Annotated in this window: 17 protein-coding genes; 13 read left to right on the top strand and 4 right to left on the bottom strand. The window is 62.6% G+C overall.

What is annotated here, in order from left to right:
- Positions 1-2: 2 nt before the first annotated feature.
- Complete coding sequence (locus ACFSC3_RS17410) at positions 3-1,415, bottom strand: cytochrome ubiquinol oxidase subunit I (RefSeq protein ID WP_062126544.1); 1,413 nt, start codon at positions 1,413-1,415, stop codon at positions 3-5.
- 264 nt (positions 1,416-1,679) lie between these two features.
- Between ACFSC3_RS17410 and ACFSC3_RS17405 the strand changes: the two genes are divergently transcribed.
- The 13 genes from ACFSC3_RS17405 to ACFSC3_RS17345 all read left to right on the top strand — a co-directional run bounded on the left by ACFSC3_RS17405 (position 1,680) and on the right by ACFSC3_RS17345 (position 17,554).
- Positions 1,680-1,994, top strand: coding sequence for a metal/formaldehyde-sensitive transcriptional repressor (locus tag ACFSC3_RS17405; RefSeq protein WP_426257167.1), 315 nt, complete (start codon positions 1,680-1,682; stop codon positions 1,992-1,994).
- Positions 1,995-2,320: 326 nt separating this feature from the next.
- Positions 2,321-3,241, top strand: coding sequence for a LysR family transcriptional regulator (locus ACFSC3_RS17400; protein ID WP_062126550.1), 921 nt, complete (start codon positions 2,321-2,323; stop codon positions 3,239-3,241).
- Positions 3,242-3,472: 231 nt separating this feature from the next.
- Positions 3,473-4,684, top strand: a complete 1,212-nt coding sequence (locus tag ACFSC3_RS17395) for a glutathione-independent formaldehyde dehydrogenase (protein WP_020486678.1) — start codon at positions 3,473-3,475, stop codon at positions 4,682-4,684.
- A gap of 341 nt (positions 4,685-5,025) precedes the next feature.
- Positions 5,026-6,135 (top strand): S-(hydroxymethyl)glutathione dehydrogenase/class III alcohol dehydrogenase, encoded by a 1,110-nt coding sequence (locus tag ACFSC3_RS17390; protein ID WP_017980840.1) that lies wholly within the window; start codon positions 5,026-5,028, stop codon positions 6,133-6,135.
- 52 nt (positions 6,136-6,187) lie between these two features.
- Positions 6,188-6,586, top strand: a complete 399-nt coding sequence (locus ACFSC3_RS17385) for a VOC family protein (protein WP_062126553.1) — start codon at positions 6,188-6,190, stop codon at positions 6,584-6,586.
- Between the two features lie 147 nt (positions 6,587-6,733).
- Complete coding sequence (gene fghA, locus ACFSC3_RS17380; protein ID WP_062126555.1) at positions 6,734-7,564, top strand: S-formylglutathione hydrolase; 831 nt, start codon at positions 6,734-6,736, stop codon at positions 7,562-7,564.
- 20 nt (positions 7,565-7,584) lie between these two features.
- Positions 7,585-8,919 carry an NAD(P)/FAD-dependent oxidoreductase gene (locus ACFSC3_RS17375; protein WP_062126557.1) on the top strand — a complete coding sequence of 445 codons (1,335 nt, stop codon included), beginning with the start codon at positions 7,585-7,587 and terminating at the stop codon, positions 8,917-8,919.
- 40 nt (positions 8,920-8,959) lie between these two features.
- Complete coding sequence (locus ACFSC3_RS17370) at positions 8,960-10,234, top strand: DUF3422 domain-containing protein (protein ID WP_082824897.1); 1,275 nt, start codon at positions 8,960-8,962, stop codon at positions 10,232-10,234.
- Between the two features lie 64 nt (positions 10,235-10,298).
- Positions 10,299-12,275, top strand: a complete 1,977-nt coding sequence (gene uvrB, locus ACFSC3_RS17365; RefSeq protein ID WP_062126562.1) for an excinuclease ABC subunit UvrB — start codon at positions 10,299-10,301, stop codon at positions 12,273-12,275.
- Between the two features lie 22 nt (positions 12,276-12,297).
- Positions 12,298-14,952 (top strand): excinuclease ABC subunit UvrA, encoded by a 2,655-nt coding sequence (locus ACFSC3_RS17360; protein WP_126014096.1) that lies wholly within the window; start codon positions 12,298-12,300, stop codon positions 14,950-14,952.
- 56 nt (positions 14,953-15,008) lie between these two features.
- A complete protein-coding gene (locus ACFSC3_RS17355) occupies positions 15,009-16,106 on the top strand; it encodes a Dyp-type peroxidase (RefSeq protein ID WP_082824898.1) in 1,098 nt (365 codons plus the stop codon).
- Entirely contained in the window at positions 16,099-16,920 is an 822-nt protein-coding gene (locus tag ACFSC3_RS17350) for a family 1 encapsulin nanocompartment shell protein (RefSeq protein WP_062127258.1), read from the top strand. Before ACFSC3_RS17355 ends, ACFSC3_RS17350 begins: the two co-directional genes overlap by 8 nt.
- 52 nt (positions 16,921-16,972) lie before the next feature.
- Entirely contained in the window at positions 16,973-17,554 is a 582-nt protein-coding gene (locus ACFSC3_RS17345; RefSeq protein WP_062127261.1) for a PRC-barrel domain-containing protein, read from the top strand.
- A gap of 11 nt (positions 17,555-17,565) precedes the next feature.
- Here the strand turns inward: ACFSC3_RS17345 and ACFSC3_RS17340 are convergent, their stop codons facing one another.
- From ACFSC3_RS17340 to ACFSC3_RS17330, 3 genes are all read right to left on the bottom strand, one after another.
- Complete coding sequence (locus ACFSC3_RS17340; protein ID WP_021233331.1) at positions 17,566-17,862, bottom strand: type II toxin-antitoxin system RelE/ParE family toxin; 297 nt, start codon at positions 17,860-17,862, stop codon at positions 17,566-17,568.
- Complete coding sequence (locus ACFSC3_RS17335) at positions 17,859-18,137, bottom strand: type II toxin-antitoxin system ParD family antitoxin (protein ID WP_021233332.1); 279 nt, start codon at positions 18,135-18,137, stop codon at positions 17,859-17,861. The genes ACFSC3_RS17340 and ACFSC3_RS17335 overlap by 4 nt, the downstream gene beginning before the upstream one ends.
- 116 nt (positions 18,138-18,253) lie before the next feature.
- Positions 18,254-19,691 (bottom strand): type IV secretory system conjugative DNA transfer family protein (locus ACFSC3_RS17330; RefSeq protein WP_380941562.1); only part of this gene is annotated, 1,438 nt, incomplete at its 5' end.

Genomic DNA, 19,691 nt, shown 5'->3' with positions numbered 1-19,691 from the left:
GTTCATGCCTCCCGTCCGGTCGATGCCACGACGCCGCTCGCCGGCGTAATGCCCGCCGCGCGTTGCGGCACCTTGGACGGTTCCGGCTCACCGGCTGCGGGCGGCTTTGCCATCATCCGGAGCAGATAATAGGTGCCGGCCCCGAAGGCGCCGAAATAGACGAGGATGAAAGCGACGAGGGACGCCGCGACGGCGGGTGCGGCCAAGGGGGAATGGGACTCTGCGGTTCGCAGCAGGCCGTAAACGGTGAAGGGCTGTCGCCCAACCTCCGTCGTGACCCATCCTGCTATGACCGCGACGAAACCTGACGGACCAAGCGCGACAGCGGCGCGGTGAAGCCAGTGCCAGTCATAGAGCTTGCCGCGCCAGCGGGCGAGCAGGCTCCAAAGTCCCAGCCCCAGCATGGCGAGGCCCATCGCCACCATGATCCGAAACGACCAGAAGACGATCGGCGTGGGCGGCCAGCGATCGCGCGGGAAGTCGTTGAGGCCGGGGAGGGGCGCTTTGGGATCGTGCTTGAGGATAAGCGATCCCAGATAGGGGATTTCGACCTTGCCGTGGACCACCGCATCCTTGTTGCTCGGGAGGCCGAAAAGGATGAGCGAAGCGCCGTCGGGGCTGGCCTCATAATGACCTTCCATCGCGAGAACCTTCGCCGGCTGATGCTCCAGCGTGTTGAGGCCGTGCTGATCGCCCGCGAGAATCTGGATCGGAGCGACGAGCGCCGCCATCCACATCGCCATCGAGAACATCTTGCGCGCGCCGGGATTCGCGCGGTCGCGCAGAAGGTGCCATCCCCCGACCGCACCGACGACCATCGCCGTCGTCAGATAGGCCCCGATGACCGTGTGAACGAGGCGGTATGGAAAGCTCGCGTTGAAGATGATCGGAAGCCACGAACCTGCGGGCACGAACTGGCCCTTGGCATTGATCGCATAGCCTGCCGGCGTCTGCATCCAGCTATTCACGGAAATGATCCAGGTCGCCGAGATGAGCGTCCCGACGGCGACCATGCAGGTCGCGAAAAAGTGCGGCCCTTTGCCCACCTTGTTGATTCCGAACAGCATGACACCGAGGAAGCCCGCCTCAAGGAAGAACGCGGTGAGAACCTCATAGGCCATCAACGGGCCGATGACGGGGCCGGCTTTGGCCGAGAAGACCGACCAGTTCGTCCCAAACTGATAGGACATGACCACGCCCGAGACCACGCCCATGCCGAAGGCTACGGCGAAGATCTTGAGCCAATAGCGGTAGAGGTTGGCGTAAACGCCGCTCCCCGTTTTCAGCCACAACCCTTCAAGCACCATCAGGTAGCTTGCCGTGCCGATGGAGAAGGCCGGAAAAATGAAGTGGAAGGAGACCGTGAACGCGAATTGCGCGCGCGCCAGGATTACCGGATCGAGATTCGCAAGCACCAGATTTTCTCCCTGACTTTCGGCCTCCTCAACTGCGACCAGCGTTGTGGTGCTGCGGCGCGTGCTCGGCGAAAGGTGGAACAGCCTTGCGCACTTTAATACCATACTCCCCACCAGTATCAAGGGGGCAGGGAACCATAGATCAGCTCCTGATGTTTGGAGGGGGAAAGCGGGCCGTTGCAGCTATGAATCGGCAGAGGCCGTCGACGAGCCGCGACCCTTAATTCACAAGCGGCTTGAAACTCCCCCCCTGTATAGTATGTAGTGGTGATCTTTCAGGAAAGCGCGATGCCACATTCACCAGAGGACAAGAAGCGGGCCATCACACGCCTTCGCCGTATCAAAGGGCAGGCGGAAGCGCTGGAAAGGGCGATCGAGGCAGGTACGGACTGCGCACCCCTGCTCCAACAGATCGTGGCAATGCGGGGAGCGACCAACGGATTGATGGCGGAGGTGATGGAGAGCCATCTTAAAGAGACGTTCGGACCCTCAAGCAAGGCGATTGGGGGGCAGGACGGTGACTCTTACGATAATGACATGGAGGGGGTCATGAAGATATTGAGAACATATCTCAAATGAGCGCGGCCAAGATCATCCCGTATAGGTAATTATCTGGATATCTGATGCGTATGTATCGGTAATGTGGTGGTAATAATGAAGATACGACCAATCTTCGCTTGGTACGATTTGTGGGTTGGCGTTTTCATAGATCGTCCGAAGAGGCGGATATATATTTTTCCGGTTCCGTGTCTTGGATTGATGATTCAGCTTCAACACGCCGCCGCATCCTGACCGATCTATCTTCCAAGGGTCTCAGTGCAGGATTGCCGCCGCCATGCCCGAGCGAGTCGAGCGCAATTGCGAATTGTCGCTGCGCCGGATGCCGCAGGCAGATGGGATAGCATATGATCGTCAAGAATTTCGAATATCTCATAGCGCTCGATCGCGAGGGTCACTTCGGGCGGGCCGCCAAGAGCTGCAACGTGTCGCAGCCGACGCTTTCGGCGGGGATCAAGCAGCTAGAGGAAGATCTGGGCGTCGAGATCGTGCGGCATGGCCGGCGATATGACGGTCTCACATTGGAAGGCGGGACAGTGCTCGCCTGGGCCAAGAAGATCGAACGGGACTGTGACGGGCTGGAGAGTGACCTGTCGGCCCTCAAGCGAGGGCTGGAGGGCCTGTTCCGCTTGGGCATGGTATCAGGCACTTCGGCTGTCGGCGCGATCGTCAGCGCCGCTCTTGCGGATCAAATCCCCTTGCTGGGGCAAACCGTGACGGCGAGTGGCACTGCTTCGCTGTTGAGATCCTTGCTGGATCACGAAATGGACATGGCGCTGACCTATCTCGGCGAGGTTCCGAAGGACGAGTTCGAGACCCATCATCTCTACCGGGAACATACGACCCTGTTCCAGATGAGCAAAGAGCCGCAGCCCAAGCGAGTCGCGTGGGATCATGTCGTGAGCCTGCCGCTTTGCATTCTGGCAGGCGCGCTCCCCAGCGAGGCACAGTTGCAGCTCGCGCACTGCTCGGCCGCGACGATCAACACGGACACGATCGACATTCTGGCGGCGCATCTGGCCACAGGGCGTTACGCGGCAGTCTTGCCCCAATCGCTTGCGACCCGCCTCGCCCACATTCCAAACCTTCAGGCTTCAGCACTGACGGGTGCGGGCGCGCACGCAGATGTTGGATTCGTCAGCGTCAAGGGGGAGGCAAAGTCGCCGCCCTCGGCAGCCCTTCTTGAGCTGGTCCACACTCCCAAAGTCGTGTCTCCTTTGCAGGAAATCCTTGCATTGCATCGCCAATTTCAGCCTCGAAAGGGCTGAACCGGCAATGTTGCGGTGCGAAAAACGCTCATAGGAATTTCCTATCTCAAGATAGAAACTTCGAGTTTGCTGTCACATGCAGCCAAAGCCATTCTGCATGGACGATAATGAAGAGGTCTGGATCGCCAAAGGCGTATTGTGTTGATTTAATTCAGCGCAGCTCCTTTGGCGCGTCCGGTAGAAACTTCAACATTATTGAGGGGTGGCGGACGAGAGCTAGGAGATAATTCGATGGCTACCGGAAACAGGATCGTCACATTCGAGAAGCCGATGGAGATGAAGGTCAACACCTTCAAATTCCCGGAGCTGATTACGCCGCAGGGCAAGAAAGCCCCCCACGGCGCCATTCTCAAGATCGTCACCACCAACATCTGCGGCAGCGACCTTCACATCTACCGCGGTTCGTTCGAAGTCCCCAAGGGGATGACGATGGGCCACGAGATGACCGGCGAGGTGATCGAGGTCGGCTCCGACGTCGAATATATCAAGGTCGGCGATATCGTGTCCGTTCCCTTCAACGTCGGCTGCGGACGCTGCTACAACTGCAAGCACATGCGCTCGGACGTGTGCGAGCACACCAACCCCGAAGTCGATTGCGGCGCCTACGGCTTCAACCTGGGCGGATGGACCGGCGGTCAGGGGGATTACCTGTTCGTGCCCTATGCAGACTTCAATCTGCTGGCCTTCCCCGACAAGGACGCGGCCATGGCGAAGATCCGTGATCTGACGCTGCTTTCGGACGTGCTGCCGACCGCGTTCCACGGGTTCGCCGCGCCCGACTGGCCGGCGCAGCCTGCGTATATCGTCGGCGAGAACGTGCTGATCTTCGGCGCGGGGCCTGTCGGTCGCGCGGGCGCAGCCTGCGCGAAGCTCCTCGGTGCCGGCGCCATCATCGTCGCCGACTTCATTCAGGAGCGGCTCGATCTGCTCAAGCCGCACGGCGTCGAGACCATCAACCTGTCGGACGGCATTCCGATCGAGGATCATCTGGAACGGATCACCGGCAAGCGCGAGGCCGATCGCGTCATCGACTATGTGGGCCTCGACTGTCGCGGGTTCGGGGCGGAGTCCGACCAGATCGTCGAGAACGCCGTCACCAACGCGCTGCTGAAATATGTCCGCTTCGGTGGGATGACCAGCACGGTCGGCGTTTACTGCCCCAATCCGATCTCCAAGAATAGGGACAACAAGAAGGGCAGCATGGAAGTCGATTGGGCCAGTGGCTGGATCAAGTCGCCGCGGATGTCGGCAGGCCAGTCGCCGACGGCGAATTACAACCACGCCCTCATGCGGGCGATCCTGAACGATCGGATGCCCTATCTGACCCCGATGATGAACACGAAGATCATCAAGCTGGAGGATGCGCCGGCGGCCTACAAGGAGTTCGATGACGGATCGGCGTTCAAGTACGTCATCGATCCGCACGGCTCCGTAGCGGCCTGATCTTCTTCTAACCCGGAATATCCCCCGGTCATGACCGGGGGATATTCTGAGTCGTAGGGGGCGGACTGCTTTCCGCACGAACACCCCCTTCCGGCTTGTCGATCTAACTCCCCCCCGGATCGGCAAGCCGCCCCTTTCCGGAAACGCAGCATCAACGATCGCGCTGCGCTTTCCCAAGCCATGACGTCCTGTCAGGCGCCTCCATCCCTCAGTCGATATCCCTCTTGCATACTGGCTAGGAGTATATTAGACATACTCCCGCCAGTATGTGTTTGTCCGAGAGTCGCGCTTCGCCGGGCTTCACAACCGGCGGTCCGATTCAACCAACGAGGGAAATCAAAATGAAATCTCGCGCCGCCGTAGCCTTCGAGGCAGGCAAGCCGCTCGAAATCGTCGAGATCGATGTCGCACCGCCCCAGAAAGGCGAAGTGCTCATCAAGGTCACGCATACCGGGGTATGCCACACCGACGCTTTCACGCTGTCCGGCAACGATCCGGAGGGCATTTTCCCGGTCGTTCTCGGTCACGAGGGCGCGGGCATCGTCGTCGAGGTCGGCGAGGGCGTCACCAGCGTCAAGCCGGGCGATCACGTCATTCCGCTCTACACCGCCGAGTGCGGCAAGTGCGAGTTCTGTCTGTCCGGCAAGACCAACCTGTGCGTCGCGGTCCGCGAAACGCAGGGCAAGGGCCTGATGCCTGATGGCACCACGCGCTTCTCCTACAACGGCCAGCCCCTCTATCACTACATGGGCTGCTCGACGTTCAGCGAATACACCGTCGTCGCCGAAGTCTCGCTCGCCAAGATCAACCCGGAAGCGAACCCCGAGCATGTCTGCCTTCTGGGCTGCGGCGTCACCACCGGCATCGGCGCGGTCCACAACACCGCCAAGGTGCAGCCGGGTGACTCGGTTGCCGTGTTCGGTCTGGGCGGCATCGGTCTCGCCGCGATCCAGGGCGCGCGTCAGGCCAAGGCAGGCCGCATCATCGCGATCGACACCAACCCGACGAAGTTCGAGCTGGCACGTCAGTTCGGCGCGACCGACTGCATCAACCCCAAGGACTATGACAAGCCGATCCAGCAAGTGCTGATCGAGATGACCGGATGGGGCATCGACCACACGTTCGAGTGCATCGGCAACGTCCATGTCATGCGGGCCGCGCTGGAATCCGCGCATCGTGGCTGGGGCCAGTCGATCGTCATCGGCGTTGCCGGCGCGGGCCAGGAAATCTCCACCCGTCCGTTCCAGCTCGTCACGGGCCGCGTCTGGAAGGGGTCGGCCTTTGGCGGCGTCAAGGGGCGCACCCAGCTTCCCGGCATGGTCGAGGACGCCATGAAGGGCGAGATCGATCTGGCGCCCTTCGTCACCCACACCATGGGTCTCGATGAGATCAACGAGGCGTTCGACCTGATGCACGAAGGCAAGTCGATCCGCACCGTGATCCACTACTGATCCGACAGATTACGCCGTTTAGTTTCAAACACTAACCTCAAGGAAGAATATCATGGCTGACCCCGTTATCTCCGGCAACGGCGTGTTCTCGCACGTCTTCATCGGCGCTGCCGACGTCGAGCAGTCGTCGGCGTTCTATGACGCCGCTCTGGGCGCCCTGGGCGTCAAGAACCTCGGCCCCTTCGGCAATGGCTGGGTGCTGTACGGTCGCGACAAGCCCGCCTTCATCATTGCCCGTCCCGGCAATGGCGAAGCGCCCTCCAGCAACGGCGTGACGGTTGGCTTTGCCGCCGCGACGCCCGCCGAAGTGGACGCTTTCCACGCGGCCGGCCTCGCGGCCGGTGGCACCGACGAGGGCCAGCCCGGCCCGCGTGGCCATCTGCCGGGTGCCTATGCGGCCTATCTGCGTGATCCGGCGGGCAACAAGGTCTGCTCGTACACCTTCATCTGAAGCCGGAAGGTGAGGGCGATACCCGCAACCCTATGACTGGCTGTCGCCGGCGCTGAAACAGGCGCCGGCGCTTCCCCCCGCACAACAGCCAGCAAAAGGGCTCCTATCGCCACACCGTCCACCAACCGTCGAAGCAAGGAAACAAAAATGGAACGTGTCGAACATCACGCCAGCTTCGGCGGTTGGCAGGACGTCTATCAGCATGACTCGATCAGCCTCGGTTGTCCGATGAAGGTCGGCGTCTATCTGCCTCCCCAGGTGAAGGACGGTCGCGTGCCGGTGCTGTATTGGCTGTCCGGCCTGACCTGCACCGAGCAGAATTTCATCACCAAGGCTGTCGCGCAGCGTTTCGCGGCCGAGCACGGGATCATCCTCGTCGTGCCGGACACCAGCCCGCGAGGCGAAGGCGTGGCCGACGATCCCGGCTATGATCTGGGGCAGGGCGCCGGCTTCTACGTCAACGCGACGCAGGAACCTTGGGCCGCACACTACCGCATGTACGATTATGTCGTCGAGGAATTGCCGGCGCTGATCGAAGCCACATTCCCGGCCGATGATCGCCGGGCTATCGCGGGCCATTCCATGGGCGGGCATGGCGCCCTTGTTGCCGCCCTGCGCAACCCCGGACGCTATCGCAGCGTATCGGCCTTCTCGCCGATCGTAGCGCCGAGCCAGGTGCCTTGGGGCGAGCGTGCCTTCACGGCCTATCTGGGTGACGATCGCGAGGCGTGGAAGCAATATGACGCCATCGAACTTATCAAGGCCGCCCGCGAGCGTCTGCCGTTGCTCGTCCATCAGGGTCTGGATGACGAGTTTGTCGAGCGCGAGCTGCGCCCCGACTTGCTGGAGGCGGCGTGCAAGGCTGCCGAGCACCCGCTGACGCTCCATCGGCTGCCTGGATACGACCACAGCTATTATTTCATCGCGAGTTTCATCGGCGAACATATCGCCCACCATGCCGCGGCGTTGTCCCAATGACCGGGCCGTCACCTTCAACCATGCGCGAAATCGCGCCCAGCCATGAGCCGGCTCACGGCCGCCATCGCGTGGTGGTCGTGGGGGCGGGCTTCGGCGGCCTTGAAACCGTGCAGCGGCTCGCCGGGAGCGGCGTGGACATCACGCTCGTCGATCGCCGCAACCACCATCTCTTTCAGCCGCTGCTCTATCAGGTGGCGGGCGCCTCGCTGTCGCCATCGGAGATCGCATGGCCGATCCGTTCGCTCTTCGCCAAGCGGAAGGACGTGCGGACCCTGCTCGGCGAGGTTGAAGGTGTCGATACAGGCGGTCGGCGCGTCATTCTGGAGGACGGCTCGACGGTTGCCTATGACACGCTCGTCATCGCGACGGGCGCGCGGCACTCCTATTTCGGCCACGATCAATGGGAACCGTTTGCTCCCGGCCTGAAATCGCTGGAGGATGCAACCACCATTCGCCGGCGCCTTCTGGTCGCCTTCGAGGAAGCCGAGCGTGAGACGGACCCCGCGCGCCGTGCCGCTTTGCAGACCTTCGTCATCATCGGTGGTGGCCCGACCGGCGTGGAGCTGGCCGGCACGATCGCGGAGCTTGCCCGCCTGACGCTGGTGCGGGATTTCCGGTCGATCGACCCGCGTGCGACCCGCGTCGTGCTGATCGAAGCCGGGCAACGGCTCTTGCAGGCTTTCCCGGAAGACCTCTCCGCCTATACCCGGCAGGCGCTCGAAAAGCTCGGCGTCGAAATCAAGCTCGGCACGCCGGTCACGGAATGCTCCGCCGATGGCGTCGTCGTGGATGGGAAGCAGATTCCCGCCGAAACGATCCTGTGGGCAGCAGGCGTCCAGGCATCGCCCGCCGCGCATTGGCTGAACGCTGAAGCCGATCGCGCTGGCCGCGTGATTGTCGGACCGGACCTGACGGTGCCGGGTCATCGCGACATTTTCGTGATCGGCGACACCGCGGCCTCGAACGGGTTCGATGGCAAGCCTGTCCCCGGTCTTGCGCCGGCTGCGAAGCAGGCGGGTCAATATGTCGCCCGGCTTATCCGCCAGCGCCTGAAGGGGCAGAACGAGGTCGCGCCCTTCCATTACCGGCATCAGGGCAATTTGGCGACTATAGGCCGCAGCCTTGCCGTCGTCGACATGGGTCGGTTTAAGTTGCGCGGGGCCCTGGCGTGGTGGATGTGGAAGCTCATCCACATTTATTTCCTGATCGGGGCGCAGAACCGGCTTAGTGTGGCACTAAGCTGGCTGTGGACCCATGGCATAGGATATCGTGGCTCTCGGCTGATTACTTATGGCGATCTAGATCATCGCGACGTGGGGGAGAAGGATGACAAGGGGGGAAAGCCGATTGAGTGAAGCGGGCAGCGCTCCGAATGGCGGTTCGACTGTCTATGGTATGCCGACCTATGAAAATAGGCGGGTTGCCATCGACGAGGTACATGCGCGCCCATATCTCCTGATCGAGTCACCGCGCGCCCTGGTGCAGCTCGCCTTCATGAATGAAGGCAATCTGGCCAAGGATAAGGCGACGCTCGCGGAAATATCGAGCCGAATGGGCGCGTCGCTGCCCGATCAGAACTCCCCCCTTCATGGCCTGACCTGGGATCAGGGCAAATTGCATTGTGAGAAGCATACGGAGTTTTCGACCTACCTGTGGAGCGCGCCTGTTGATCCCGACACCGGGGATCTGGCGGGCGAAGACCCGTTCAAGCACGGCTTCACCCCGCCTGGGCCGGTCATTTGCGGCATCCGGTTGGACGTGGTGGCGTGGACGGAAGAGACCGCGACCTACATTGACCGCTTCGATCCGATCAGCCGCTGCCATTCGCTCGTCGAGGACGGCATGGCGGATATCGTTACCGATTTCCGTCAGGATGCAGATGGGCTGACCCGCATCCTCATCCTCGATCGCGGCCTGACGCCGATCCGGCTTGGCGCGCTGGCGCAGCGGCTCCTTGAAATCGAGACCTATCGGACGTTGGCCCTGCTCGGTATTCCCCTGACCCAATCGCTGGGTCCGCATCTACGCAATATAGAAAAGCGCCTCGCCGCGATCACGGATGAGATGCGCAAGTCGGCTCGGCGCAACAGCGAGGCGCTGCTTTCCAGATTGACGGATCTCTCGGCCGAGCTGGAGGCGGACACGGCGTCCAGCCTCTACCGCTTCGGCGCGAGCCGCGCTTATTACGAGATCGTCGAGGAACGGCTTGCCGCACTCGGCGAAACCTTCGTCCCCGGCTGCTATCGCTGGCGCAGCTTCCTGCATCGCAGGATCGCCCCCGCCATGCGGACCTGTCGCGTGATCGAGGAGCGGCAGGCCAATCTCTCGGACAAGCTGGCGCGCGCGACCACCTTGCTGCGATCCTGGATCGATGTGCAGCTCGAACGCCAGAATAGCGACCTGCTCGCCTCGATGAACAACCGGGCGAAGCTGCAATTGCAGCTTCAGCAGACGGTGGAGGGCCTGTCTGTCGCCGCAATCTCCTATTATGTGATCGGCCTGCTCTCCTATTTCATCAAGGGCATACCGGGCATTCACGACGCAGTGGCGCCTGAGCTGGTGATCGCAGCTTTGGTTCCCCTTGTCCTCCTTGGTGTCTGGTGGACCGTTCGGCGGATCAGGCACGCACACAAGGACCATGGACAGCCGCCCGCGAAGGGGCAGATGTGACCCGACAATCGTTTTTGGGCACGCTTGAGGCGTTCATGGCCTGGCCCTGGCAGGAGGATATCTGATGTCGACTGGCATATTCATTTTGCACTCCGACTATACCCCGGCGGGCGATCAGCCCGAAGCGATCGCGCGGCTCATATCCGGCATCGAGGAGGGGGCGCACCATCAGACCCTCAAGGGCATCACGGGGTCGGGCAAGACGTTCACGATGGCCAACGTGATCCATCGCCTGAAGCGTCCCACGCTGATCCTGGCCCCCAACAAGACGCTAACGTCGCAGCTCTATGACGAAATGCGGCGATTTTTCCCTGAAAACGCCGTGGAGTATTTCGTCTCCTACTACGACTATTTCCAGCCAGAGGTGTATTTGCCGGGCCGCGATGAGTTCATTCCGAAAGATTCCTCGATCAACGAGCATCTGGAACGGTTGCGCCTTTCGACGACAAAATCCCTGATTGAGCGCCGCGATACGATCGTCGTTGCCTCGGTATCGTCGATCTATGGCATGGGCGATCCCGACAATTATCGCGCGCTCCAGGTTCCGCTGACCGAGGGCGCGCGGTTGGGACAGGAAGAGCTTCTTCGCGGCCTGGCGCGTCTGCAATATGATCGGGCCGAGCACAAGCTGAAGCGCGGCACCTATCGCGCTGATGGCGACGCTGTTGAGGTTTACCCGGCGGATTCGGAATATAAGGCCCTGCGGGTCGGATTGGCGAACGGCCTGATCGCGTCCCTCCAGTGGTTCGATGCGGCGACCGGAAGGCAGCTAGAGAGCACCGATCACTATCTCGTATCGCCCAAGACCGTTCTGGCGGCGACCGCCGATCAGGCCCGCAAGGCCGCAACGGCGATCCTCGCAGAGATGGAGACGCAGGTCGAGCGGCTGACCAGCGAAAATCGCCTGACGGAAGCGGCGCGCCTCTATGATCGCATCACCAACGATGCCGAGATGTTGCGCGAGGTCGGATATTGCTCGGGCATGGAAAATTACGCCTGCTATCTGAGCGGCCGTGACCCAGCGCTCCCGCCCATAACCCTGCTCGACTATCTGCCCAAGGATGGGCTGCTGTTCGTCGACGAATCGCATGTGATGATCCCGCAGATCTCGGCGATGTTCCGGGGCGACCAGGCCCGCAAGGATACGCTGATCGATTATGGCTTCCGCCTGCCATCCTCGAAGGACAGCCACCCCTTGAGCTTCCACGAGTTCGAACAGGTCAAGCCGCAGACGATCTTCGTGTCCGCCACCCCCGGCGCCTATGAGGTAAGGGCCTCGCAAGGCAGGGTGGTCGAACAGATCGTTCGGCCGACCGGCCTGCTCGATCCGAAAGTGGAAATCCGCCCGTCCCAAGGCGCGCGGGATGATTTGCTACGCGAGATCGCGCAGCGCACGAAGCGCGATGAGCGCGTGCTGGTCACGACGCTGACCAAGGTCGCGACCGAGGAGCTGCACGCATTCCTCGAAAGCCAGGGCGTGCGCGCGCGCTACATGCACTCTGACGTCAAGGTCGAGGATCGGGTCGCGATCATCGAGGGCCTGCGCGCGGGCGAGTTCGACGTGCTGATCGGTATCAGCCTGCTACGCGAAGGGCTCGATATCCCCGAAGCGTCGCTGATCGCGATCTTCGATGCGGACCGCGCGGGCTTCCTGCGCTCGGCCCAGGCGCTGATCCAGATGATCGGCCGCGTCGCGCGCAACGTGAACGGCACCGCAGTTCTCTACGCCGATACCGTGACGCCGGCGATGAGGGCCGCGATCGACGAGACCGAGAGTCGGCGACAGCGCCAGATCGCCTTCAACGAAGAGAACGATGTCACCCCGCTCTCGTCGGTTCGCGGCCTGGCGTCGGCGCAGCCCGACCGGGAAGAGCCGTCGGTCCATTCGGAGGCTTTCTGCGAAAATCTGTACGAGCTGTGCGACCGGATCACCGCGAAGGAACAGGCGCTGCTGACGGCAGTAGATAACGATGACGAGGATCGGGCGGAGACGATCCGGGGCGAGTTGGACGGCCTGTACCGTCAGTTCATCTATCTGTGATGCGCCGAGTGAAAGTGACCGTATGAGCAAGGATCAGGAGCCTCAAACCACCCCCGGCAAGGAACGCGCGCCGCGCTCCGGCTTCGTTCAGGTACGCGGCGCGCGGCAGAACAATCTCAAGAATGTCGACGTGGACGTGCCGCGCGACGCCTTCGTGGTGTTCACCGGCATATCCGGATCGGGCAAATCGAGCCTCGCTTTCGGCACCCTCTATGCCGAGGCACAGCGCCGCTATCTGGAATCGGTCGCGCCCTACGCCCGCCGCCTGATCGATCAGGCCGGTGTGCCGGAGGTTGACGCTATCGACGGGTTGCCTCCCGCAGTCGCGTTGCAGCAGCAGCGCGGCTCGGCCAATGCGCGGTCCTCGGTTGGGAGCGTGACGACGCTCTCCAGCCTGGTACGGATGCTCTACTCGCGCGTCGGCGAATATCCGCGCAATCAGCCCATGCTCTATGCGGAGGACTTCTCGCCAAACACAGTCGCGGGCGCCTGCCCGACCTGCCACGGCATCGGGCGCGTCTATGACGCGACCGAAGAGACGATGGTGCCCGACGACACGCTGACGATCCGGGAACGCGCCATCGCCGCATGGCCGCCCGCGTGGCACGGCCAGAACCTGCGCGATATCCTCGTCTCGCTCGGCTATGATGTCGACACCCCATGGCGGGATCTTCCGAAGAAGGATCGCGACTGGATACTCTTCACCGACGAGACGCCGACGGTGCCGGTCTATGCGGGTCTGACGCCCGAGCAGACGCGCGTCGCCCTCAAGCGCCGCATGGAGCCGAGCTATCAGGGCACCTTCACCGGCGCCCGTCGCTATGTGCTGGAGACGTTCGCCAACACCAAAAGCGCGCTGATGAAGAAGCGCGTCTCGCAATATATCATAGGCCGCGATTGCCCGACCTGCGACGGCAAGCGGCTGAAGCGCGAGGCTCTGTCGGTGAAGTTCGCGGGCCTCGACATCGCCGAGTTTGGCGACCTGACGGTGCTGAAGCTCCGGGACTTGCTCACGCCTGTCGCGCATGGCGAGTATGGGGGCGCCGCGGCGGCCCCGAAGGGCCATGTTCTTGGCAAGGCGGCCCGCGATGCGGCAGTTGAACGCAGGGTCGCGGCGGGAGGCTCGGCGCACAAGGCAGCGCCCGACGTGCGCCGCACGCCCAACCTCTCCGATGAGAAGCGGGTCGCCGCGCAGCGTCTCGCATCCGAGCTGCTCGAACGGCTCGGCCCGCTGATCGATCTTGGCCTTGGCTACATCTCGCTCGACCGAAGCACGCCGACGCTTTCCTCCGGCGAGCTGCAACGCCTGCGCCTTGCCACTCAATTGTCCTCGCAGCTTTTCGGCGTGGTCTATGTGCTGGACGAGCCCTCGGCGGGGCTGCACCCGGCAGACGGCGAAGCTTTGCTCACCATCCTTGAGCGGCTGAAAGCGGCGGGCAACTCGCTGTTCGTCGTCGAGCATGATCTTGACGTGATCCGCCATGCCGAATGGCTGGTCGATGTAGGGCCAGGAGCAGGCGAAAAGGGCGGTGAAGTGCTCTACAGCGGGCCGATCGCGGGACTGGCCGACGTCGAGGCGTCGATCACGCGCCGCTATCTGTTCGCAGAGCCCGTCGCCCATGACCGGACCCCGCGCGAAGCAAAGGCTTGGCTCCGTCTAGAGGGGGTGACGCGCAACAACCTGCGCGGCCTCGACGTCGAGCTTCCGATCGGTTGCTTCACCGCTGTCACCGGGGTTTCGGGATCGGGCAAGTCCAGTCTGGTCAGCCAGGCGCTGCCGGAGCTTGTCGCGGAACAGCTCGGCGGCTCGCCGGCTGCCGAGGAAGAGGATGCCGATCCGCTGCTTGATGTTGCGCAGGAAGAGACCGAAGGCCGCATCGTTGCGGGCATGGAGCATGTGCGCAGACTGGTGCGGGTCGATCAGAAGCCGATCGGCCGCACCCCACGCTCGAACCTCTCCACCTACAGCGGCCTGTTCGATCATGTGCGCAAGATCTTTGCCGGCACTCCGTTGGCCAAGAAGCGCCGTTACAGCCCCGGCCGCTTCTCGTTCAACGTCGCCGAAGGCCGCTGCCCGGTATGTGAGGGCGAGGGGTTCGTGATGGTGGAGCTGCTGTTCCTGCCAAGCGTCTATGCGCCGTGCTCGACCTGCCACGGCAGCCGCTACAACCCGCAAACGCTCGAAGTCGAATGGAACGGCCGCAACATCGCCCAGGTGCTGGAGCTGACGGTGGACGAGGCGTGCGACTTCTTCGCGGGTGAGGCGTCCGTCATGCGCTCGCTGGATGTGCTGCGGGAGATCGGCCTTGGATATCTGAGGCTCGGGCAGCCGGCGACGGAACTGTCGGGCGGCGAGGCGCAGCGCATCAAGCTTGCGACCGAGCTGCAACGCGCCCAGCGCGGCAACACCATCTACATCCTCGACGAGCCTACTTCGGGGCTTCACCCGTCCGACGCGGACCGGCTGATGCGGCACCTGCAGGGCCTTGTCGACGTGGGCAATACGGTTGTTGTCGTCGAGCATGACATGCGCGCCATCGCACAGGTGGATTGGGTCATCGATCTCGGACCGGGAGCCGGGGAGGAAGGTGGCCTAATCATCGCCAGCGGCGTCCCTAGCGACGTTGCAGAGGCGGAAGGCAGTCTGACCGCGCCCTATCTCAAGGCGGCGCTTTAGCCGCCTCTTGGGTGTGTGCCATAACGATGGGCCGGGTCCGGCCATAGGAGACGAGCTTGCCTTCCACTGTCGCTCAGGATGTTACCGCACGTTCCCAGGCCGTCGATGCCCGGCTCACTCGTGCAGCCATCTTCCTCGTGGTGTCGATGGGCGCGGGTGCAAAGCCCGAGATGGCGGTGCGAAATCTCTGCGCAATCCTTTCCTCGCTGGTGCGTGGCGTCGGCTTTAGGGCAGCGGATGGAGGGCTTTCCTGCATCATGGGGATCGGCTCCGATGCCTGGGACCGACTGTTCGGGGCACCGCGGCCGAAGGAGCTGCATCCGTTCCGGGAAATTCATGGCGTCCATCATGCGCCTTCGACACCCGGCGACCTGCTGTTCCACATTCGCGCCGCACGGCAGGACCTGTGCTTCGAGATGGCCGCGCAGATCGTGAAGCGCCTCGCCGGCGTCGCCTCGGTCACGGACGAGGTGCATGGCTTCCGCTACTTCGATGATCGCGACTTACTGGGCTTCGTCGATGGGACGGAAAACCCCGTCGAGCAGGGGGCGAGAGATGCCACGGTGATCGGGGCGGCGGACGATCCGGTCTTCGCTGGCGGCAGCTATGTGATCGTCCAGAAATACCTCCATGACCTCGACAAGTGGAACGCGATTCCCGTCGAGCAACAGGAGAAGATCGTCGGGCGCGAGAAACTGTCGGACATCGAGCTGGACGAGGCAGCGAAGCCGAGCTTCGCGCACAACGTCCTCACCAACATCGAGGAGGACGGCGAGCAACTCCAGATCCTGCGCGACAACATGCCGTTCGGCGATGTCGGCAAGGGGGAGTTCGGCACCTATTTCATCGGTTACGCCCGCTCACCCACGCGGATCGAGCGGATGCTCGACAATATGTTCATCGGCCTGCCGCCCGGCAACTACGATCGCCTGCTCGATGTCAGCCGGGCCGTGACCGGCTCGCTCTATTTCGTGCCGTCGGCCGACTTTCTGGACGCCGTGACGCCGGGGCCGCCTGCGGCCGATGGCGACGATAGCAATGGCGATGAAGCGGTGGCTGCGCCGGCACCCACGGCTCCGACCCCGGAGGCTCCAACGGCATTGGACGGATCGCTCCGCATTGGATCACTCAAAGACGAGGCCGGACATGAATAACCTCCATCGCGAACTCGCCCCGATCTCAGACGCCGCCTGGGCACAGATCGAACAAGAGGCGACCCGAACCCTCAAGCGCTATCTGGCCGCGCGCCGCGTCGTGGACGTGCCGGACCCGAAGGGGGCTACGCTCGCGGCCGTGGGCACGGGCCACACCAAGCCGATCGATGCGCCGAGCGATGGCGTCCAGGCCGTGCGGCGTGCGGCCAATGCCGTAGTCGAACTGCGCGTGCCCTTCACGCTGACCCGCGCTGCGATCGACGATGTGGAGCGTGGCTCCGAAGATTCCGACTGGCAGCCGCTCAAGGAAGCTGCCCGCACGATCGCCTTTGCCGAAAATCGTGCGATCTTTGATGGCTATGCCGCTGCCGATATCGGCGGCATCCGTCCCGGCGCGAGCAACGAGCCGGTGCCGCTGCCCACGGCCGTCGCCGGATATCCCGCCATCGTCGCCCAAGCCGTCGACCGGTTGCGCCTTGCCGGGGTCGAGGGGCCTTATCGACTGGTGCTGGGCGATGATCCGTTCACCGCGATCAGCGGCGGCAGCGAGGAGGGCTATCCGGTGCTCCAGCACATCAATCGTCTGGTGGATGGCGATATCATCTGGGCGCCGGGCATCACGGGCGGCGTCGTCCTGACAACACGGGGCGGCGATTTCGAACTCGATCTCGGACAGGACTTGTCGATTGGCTATCTCAGCCACACCGCCGAGGTGGTTGAGCTGTACCTGCAAGAGAGCTTCACCTTCCGGCTGCTGACGAGCGAGGCGGCTGTTTCGCTCCCGACAGCGGAAGCGTCGGCGCAGCCGGCGTGAAGGCGTTGCCGGTTGCGCCGCCCCCACGCGGGCCGCAGCGAGGGGTGGGACGATGATAAGTCTCGTCGGTTGGCTCGCCACGATCGCGACGATGATCGCGGCGATGATGACGGCTTCCAACCTGGGCGCGCGCGTGACGGGCTGGGGCTTCGTGGTGTTCAGCATCAGCTCGGTTTGCTGGACCACATTGGGCTACGCCACAGGACAGACAGCCTTGGTTGCCACCAATGGATTCCTGATGCTGACGAACCTCGTCGGTATCTGGCGATGGTTGGGGCAGCAGACCAAATATGAGGATGGCGGCCGATCGGCCGAAACAGCCAGCCAAAGATCCGATACGCCGAACCTGTTCACCGCGACCGGCCTGATCGGCATGGCGGTTGATGACAAGAGCGGGATGAATCTGGGCCGGGTTGTCGAGGCCCTGATCGAATGTTCGACCGGCAGGATAAACTATGTGGTGATCTCGGACGAGCGATATGCCGGTCTTGAAGAGACATTGCGAGCGGTGCCGCTCGAATCCCTCAGGATCGGCTACACGCGCATGACGCTGTTGCTGGACGGCCCGAGCTTCCTGTCACAGCCCGGCCTCAAAAGTCGTGACTGGCCCGCCTTCGCTCCGATCAATCCCTAGCAAGCGATCGCTCAAACCAATTGGAGCGCGCGATCATGATCTTGACCGGGGCCAAGAAAGCGCAGGATCAGGATACGGTGGGCTTCTGGCCGGTAGAGGATGCCATAGCGGCGATAGGAACGGCGACGGATACCGTAGCGCTCATAGCGAGGCACCAGAGGATAGCCCTGGGGCAGATCGGCAAGGCGACGGGCCGCCTCACGCAATTCCTCGACAAAGCTGATGGCTCTCGCGGGATTGTCCTTTTCGATATGTTCGGCGATGTGATCGAGGTCGGCCAGCGCATCCGGCGTCAGGATGACTTTCATTGCGGCTGAGCGCTTGCCCGTGTCCGAATCCTGTCGATGATAGCATCGCAGGCGTCGTCGAGGTCGTGGGTGCGCCCCGCCTCCGCATCGGCAAGGCCGCGTTCGATCGAGGCGTCAAGATCATGCAGCCACCGTTCGACATCCTGCGTCTCACCCTGATCGCGCCGAATGAGATCGCGAACATAATCACTCACGCTGGCATAATGCCCGCTGTCGATGCGGCGCTGGACGTAATCCCGCATGGGGTCTGGAAGGGAGACGTTCATCGAAGCCATAAATCACCTCACTACCATTATGGCAAAAACTGCCATTGGTTTCAAGGCGCCTGCCTCTCTTGTGCAGCCGTTCCCCCTTCGGGTCATCCCACCGGCGAGGGCAAGATCACATAACGCTAAGCGACCTTTGCCTCGCCCACCATAACAATATGTTGGAAAAGCTTGCTGGTGCGTTCCCCGGCAGGGGCGGCCATGGCGGCGGCGATCGCGGCTTGGTTCAAGCGGTGGTGGGTCGGGGCCGTGCCGCCGCCTCCGGATTGCGGCCCAGGACCATGAGCAGGCGGGGCCGAGCCAGGGGCGCCATTATCATCCGCCTCGGCCGCGGCGATCACCCGCAGGCTGTTTATCGGTGCGGTGGGGTCGGGTCGAATGTTCGGCATTTGCGGTGCGGGGATCTTGGTCAGTGCGACCATGGCCTTCTCCGTATAATAGCGGATTTTCTTGCCATAGACGGGCGGGATGCCGAGGCGCAGGACGATCATGTCCTTTTCGGGGAGCTGCATCAGCTCTTGAGGAAGCATCAGGGGCCGGCGCTGATCGGATTCCGATACCGAGCCGCCCCCACGGCCCCACATGCCGAAGGAGCGCGATTTGGCGCGAAACGTATAAGTGCCAAGCCGCTCGGAAATATCCTTCGCATCATCGTTGGTCGCGGGGCGCATGACCATCTGGACGCCGCAGTTGGATTCAATCTCCGTGGCGACTTTCGGCCCATAGACGTTCTCGAGCTGCGCTCCGCTCTGGATGACGGGGAGGAGGCGAATGCCATAGCCGGCGACGTAGCTGAAGCCATTGGCGATCACCGATGCGCGGCCGAGGCGCGAGAACTCGTCCAGCAAGAGCAGCAAGCGGACCTGGTGCTTGTTACCCGAGGGCAACTCGCGGACATTGAGGTCAATGAGCTGCTGGAAAAGCAGGCCATAGATCGGTGCCACGCGATCCAGATCATCCGGCGAGACGCCGAGATAGAGCGAGATCCGCTTGTCGCGGAACTCGCGCAGATCGAAATCGCTGACAGCCGTTGCCGCATCGACATAGGGGTTCAGCCACAGATTGATCTTGGCGGTGACGGACTGGCGGGTTGACGTGAAGGTATTGGCCGAGGCCATGATCCAATCCCGCAGCGCCGACACGCACGCACCTGATAGCGGTTTGCCCTCCCGCTCGCGCTGCGAGATGATTTTGGGAAATCGCTTCTGTGCATCGCCGGCGGCGAATTGGCGGTAGATTTCGCCGATGGTGAAGGGGAGCGCATCGTCGCCATCATCCGCCGTGGCGGCGACATAGGCCGCGACACCGAGAAACGCCGTCCTTGCGCTTTCCGCCCAAAACGTCTCGCCCTGCAGGGGCAGGGGAAAAAGCATGACGCTGATTTTTTGCAGCTCGTTGACGACTTCGACCTGATCGCGTCGATTGATGTAGGCGAGCGGGTTGTAGCGGCATGTGCGACCGTGGGCATCGAGCGGGTTGAACAAGAGGGTTTGCTTGTCCGCCGTCAGCACCAATGGCACAGATTTGAGGTTGTGATTTAAGGAGGATCTGGGCTTCGTCGTA

The organism is Sphingomonas floccifaciens (genome assembly GCF_042681125.1).
Classification (GTDB): Bacteria; Pseudomonadota; Alphaproteobacteria; order Sphingomonadales; family Sphingomonadaceae; genus Sphingomonas; species Sphingomonas floccifaciens.
The sequence above is the reverse complement of the archived record's forward strand: the minus strand, read 5'-3'. Positions and strand labels throughout refer to the sequence as shown.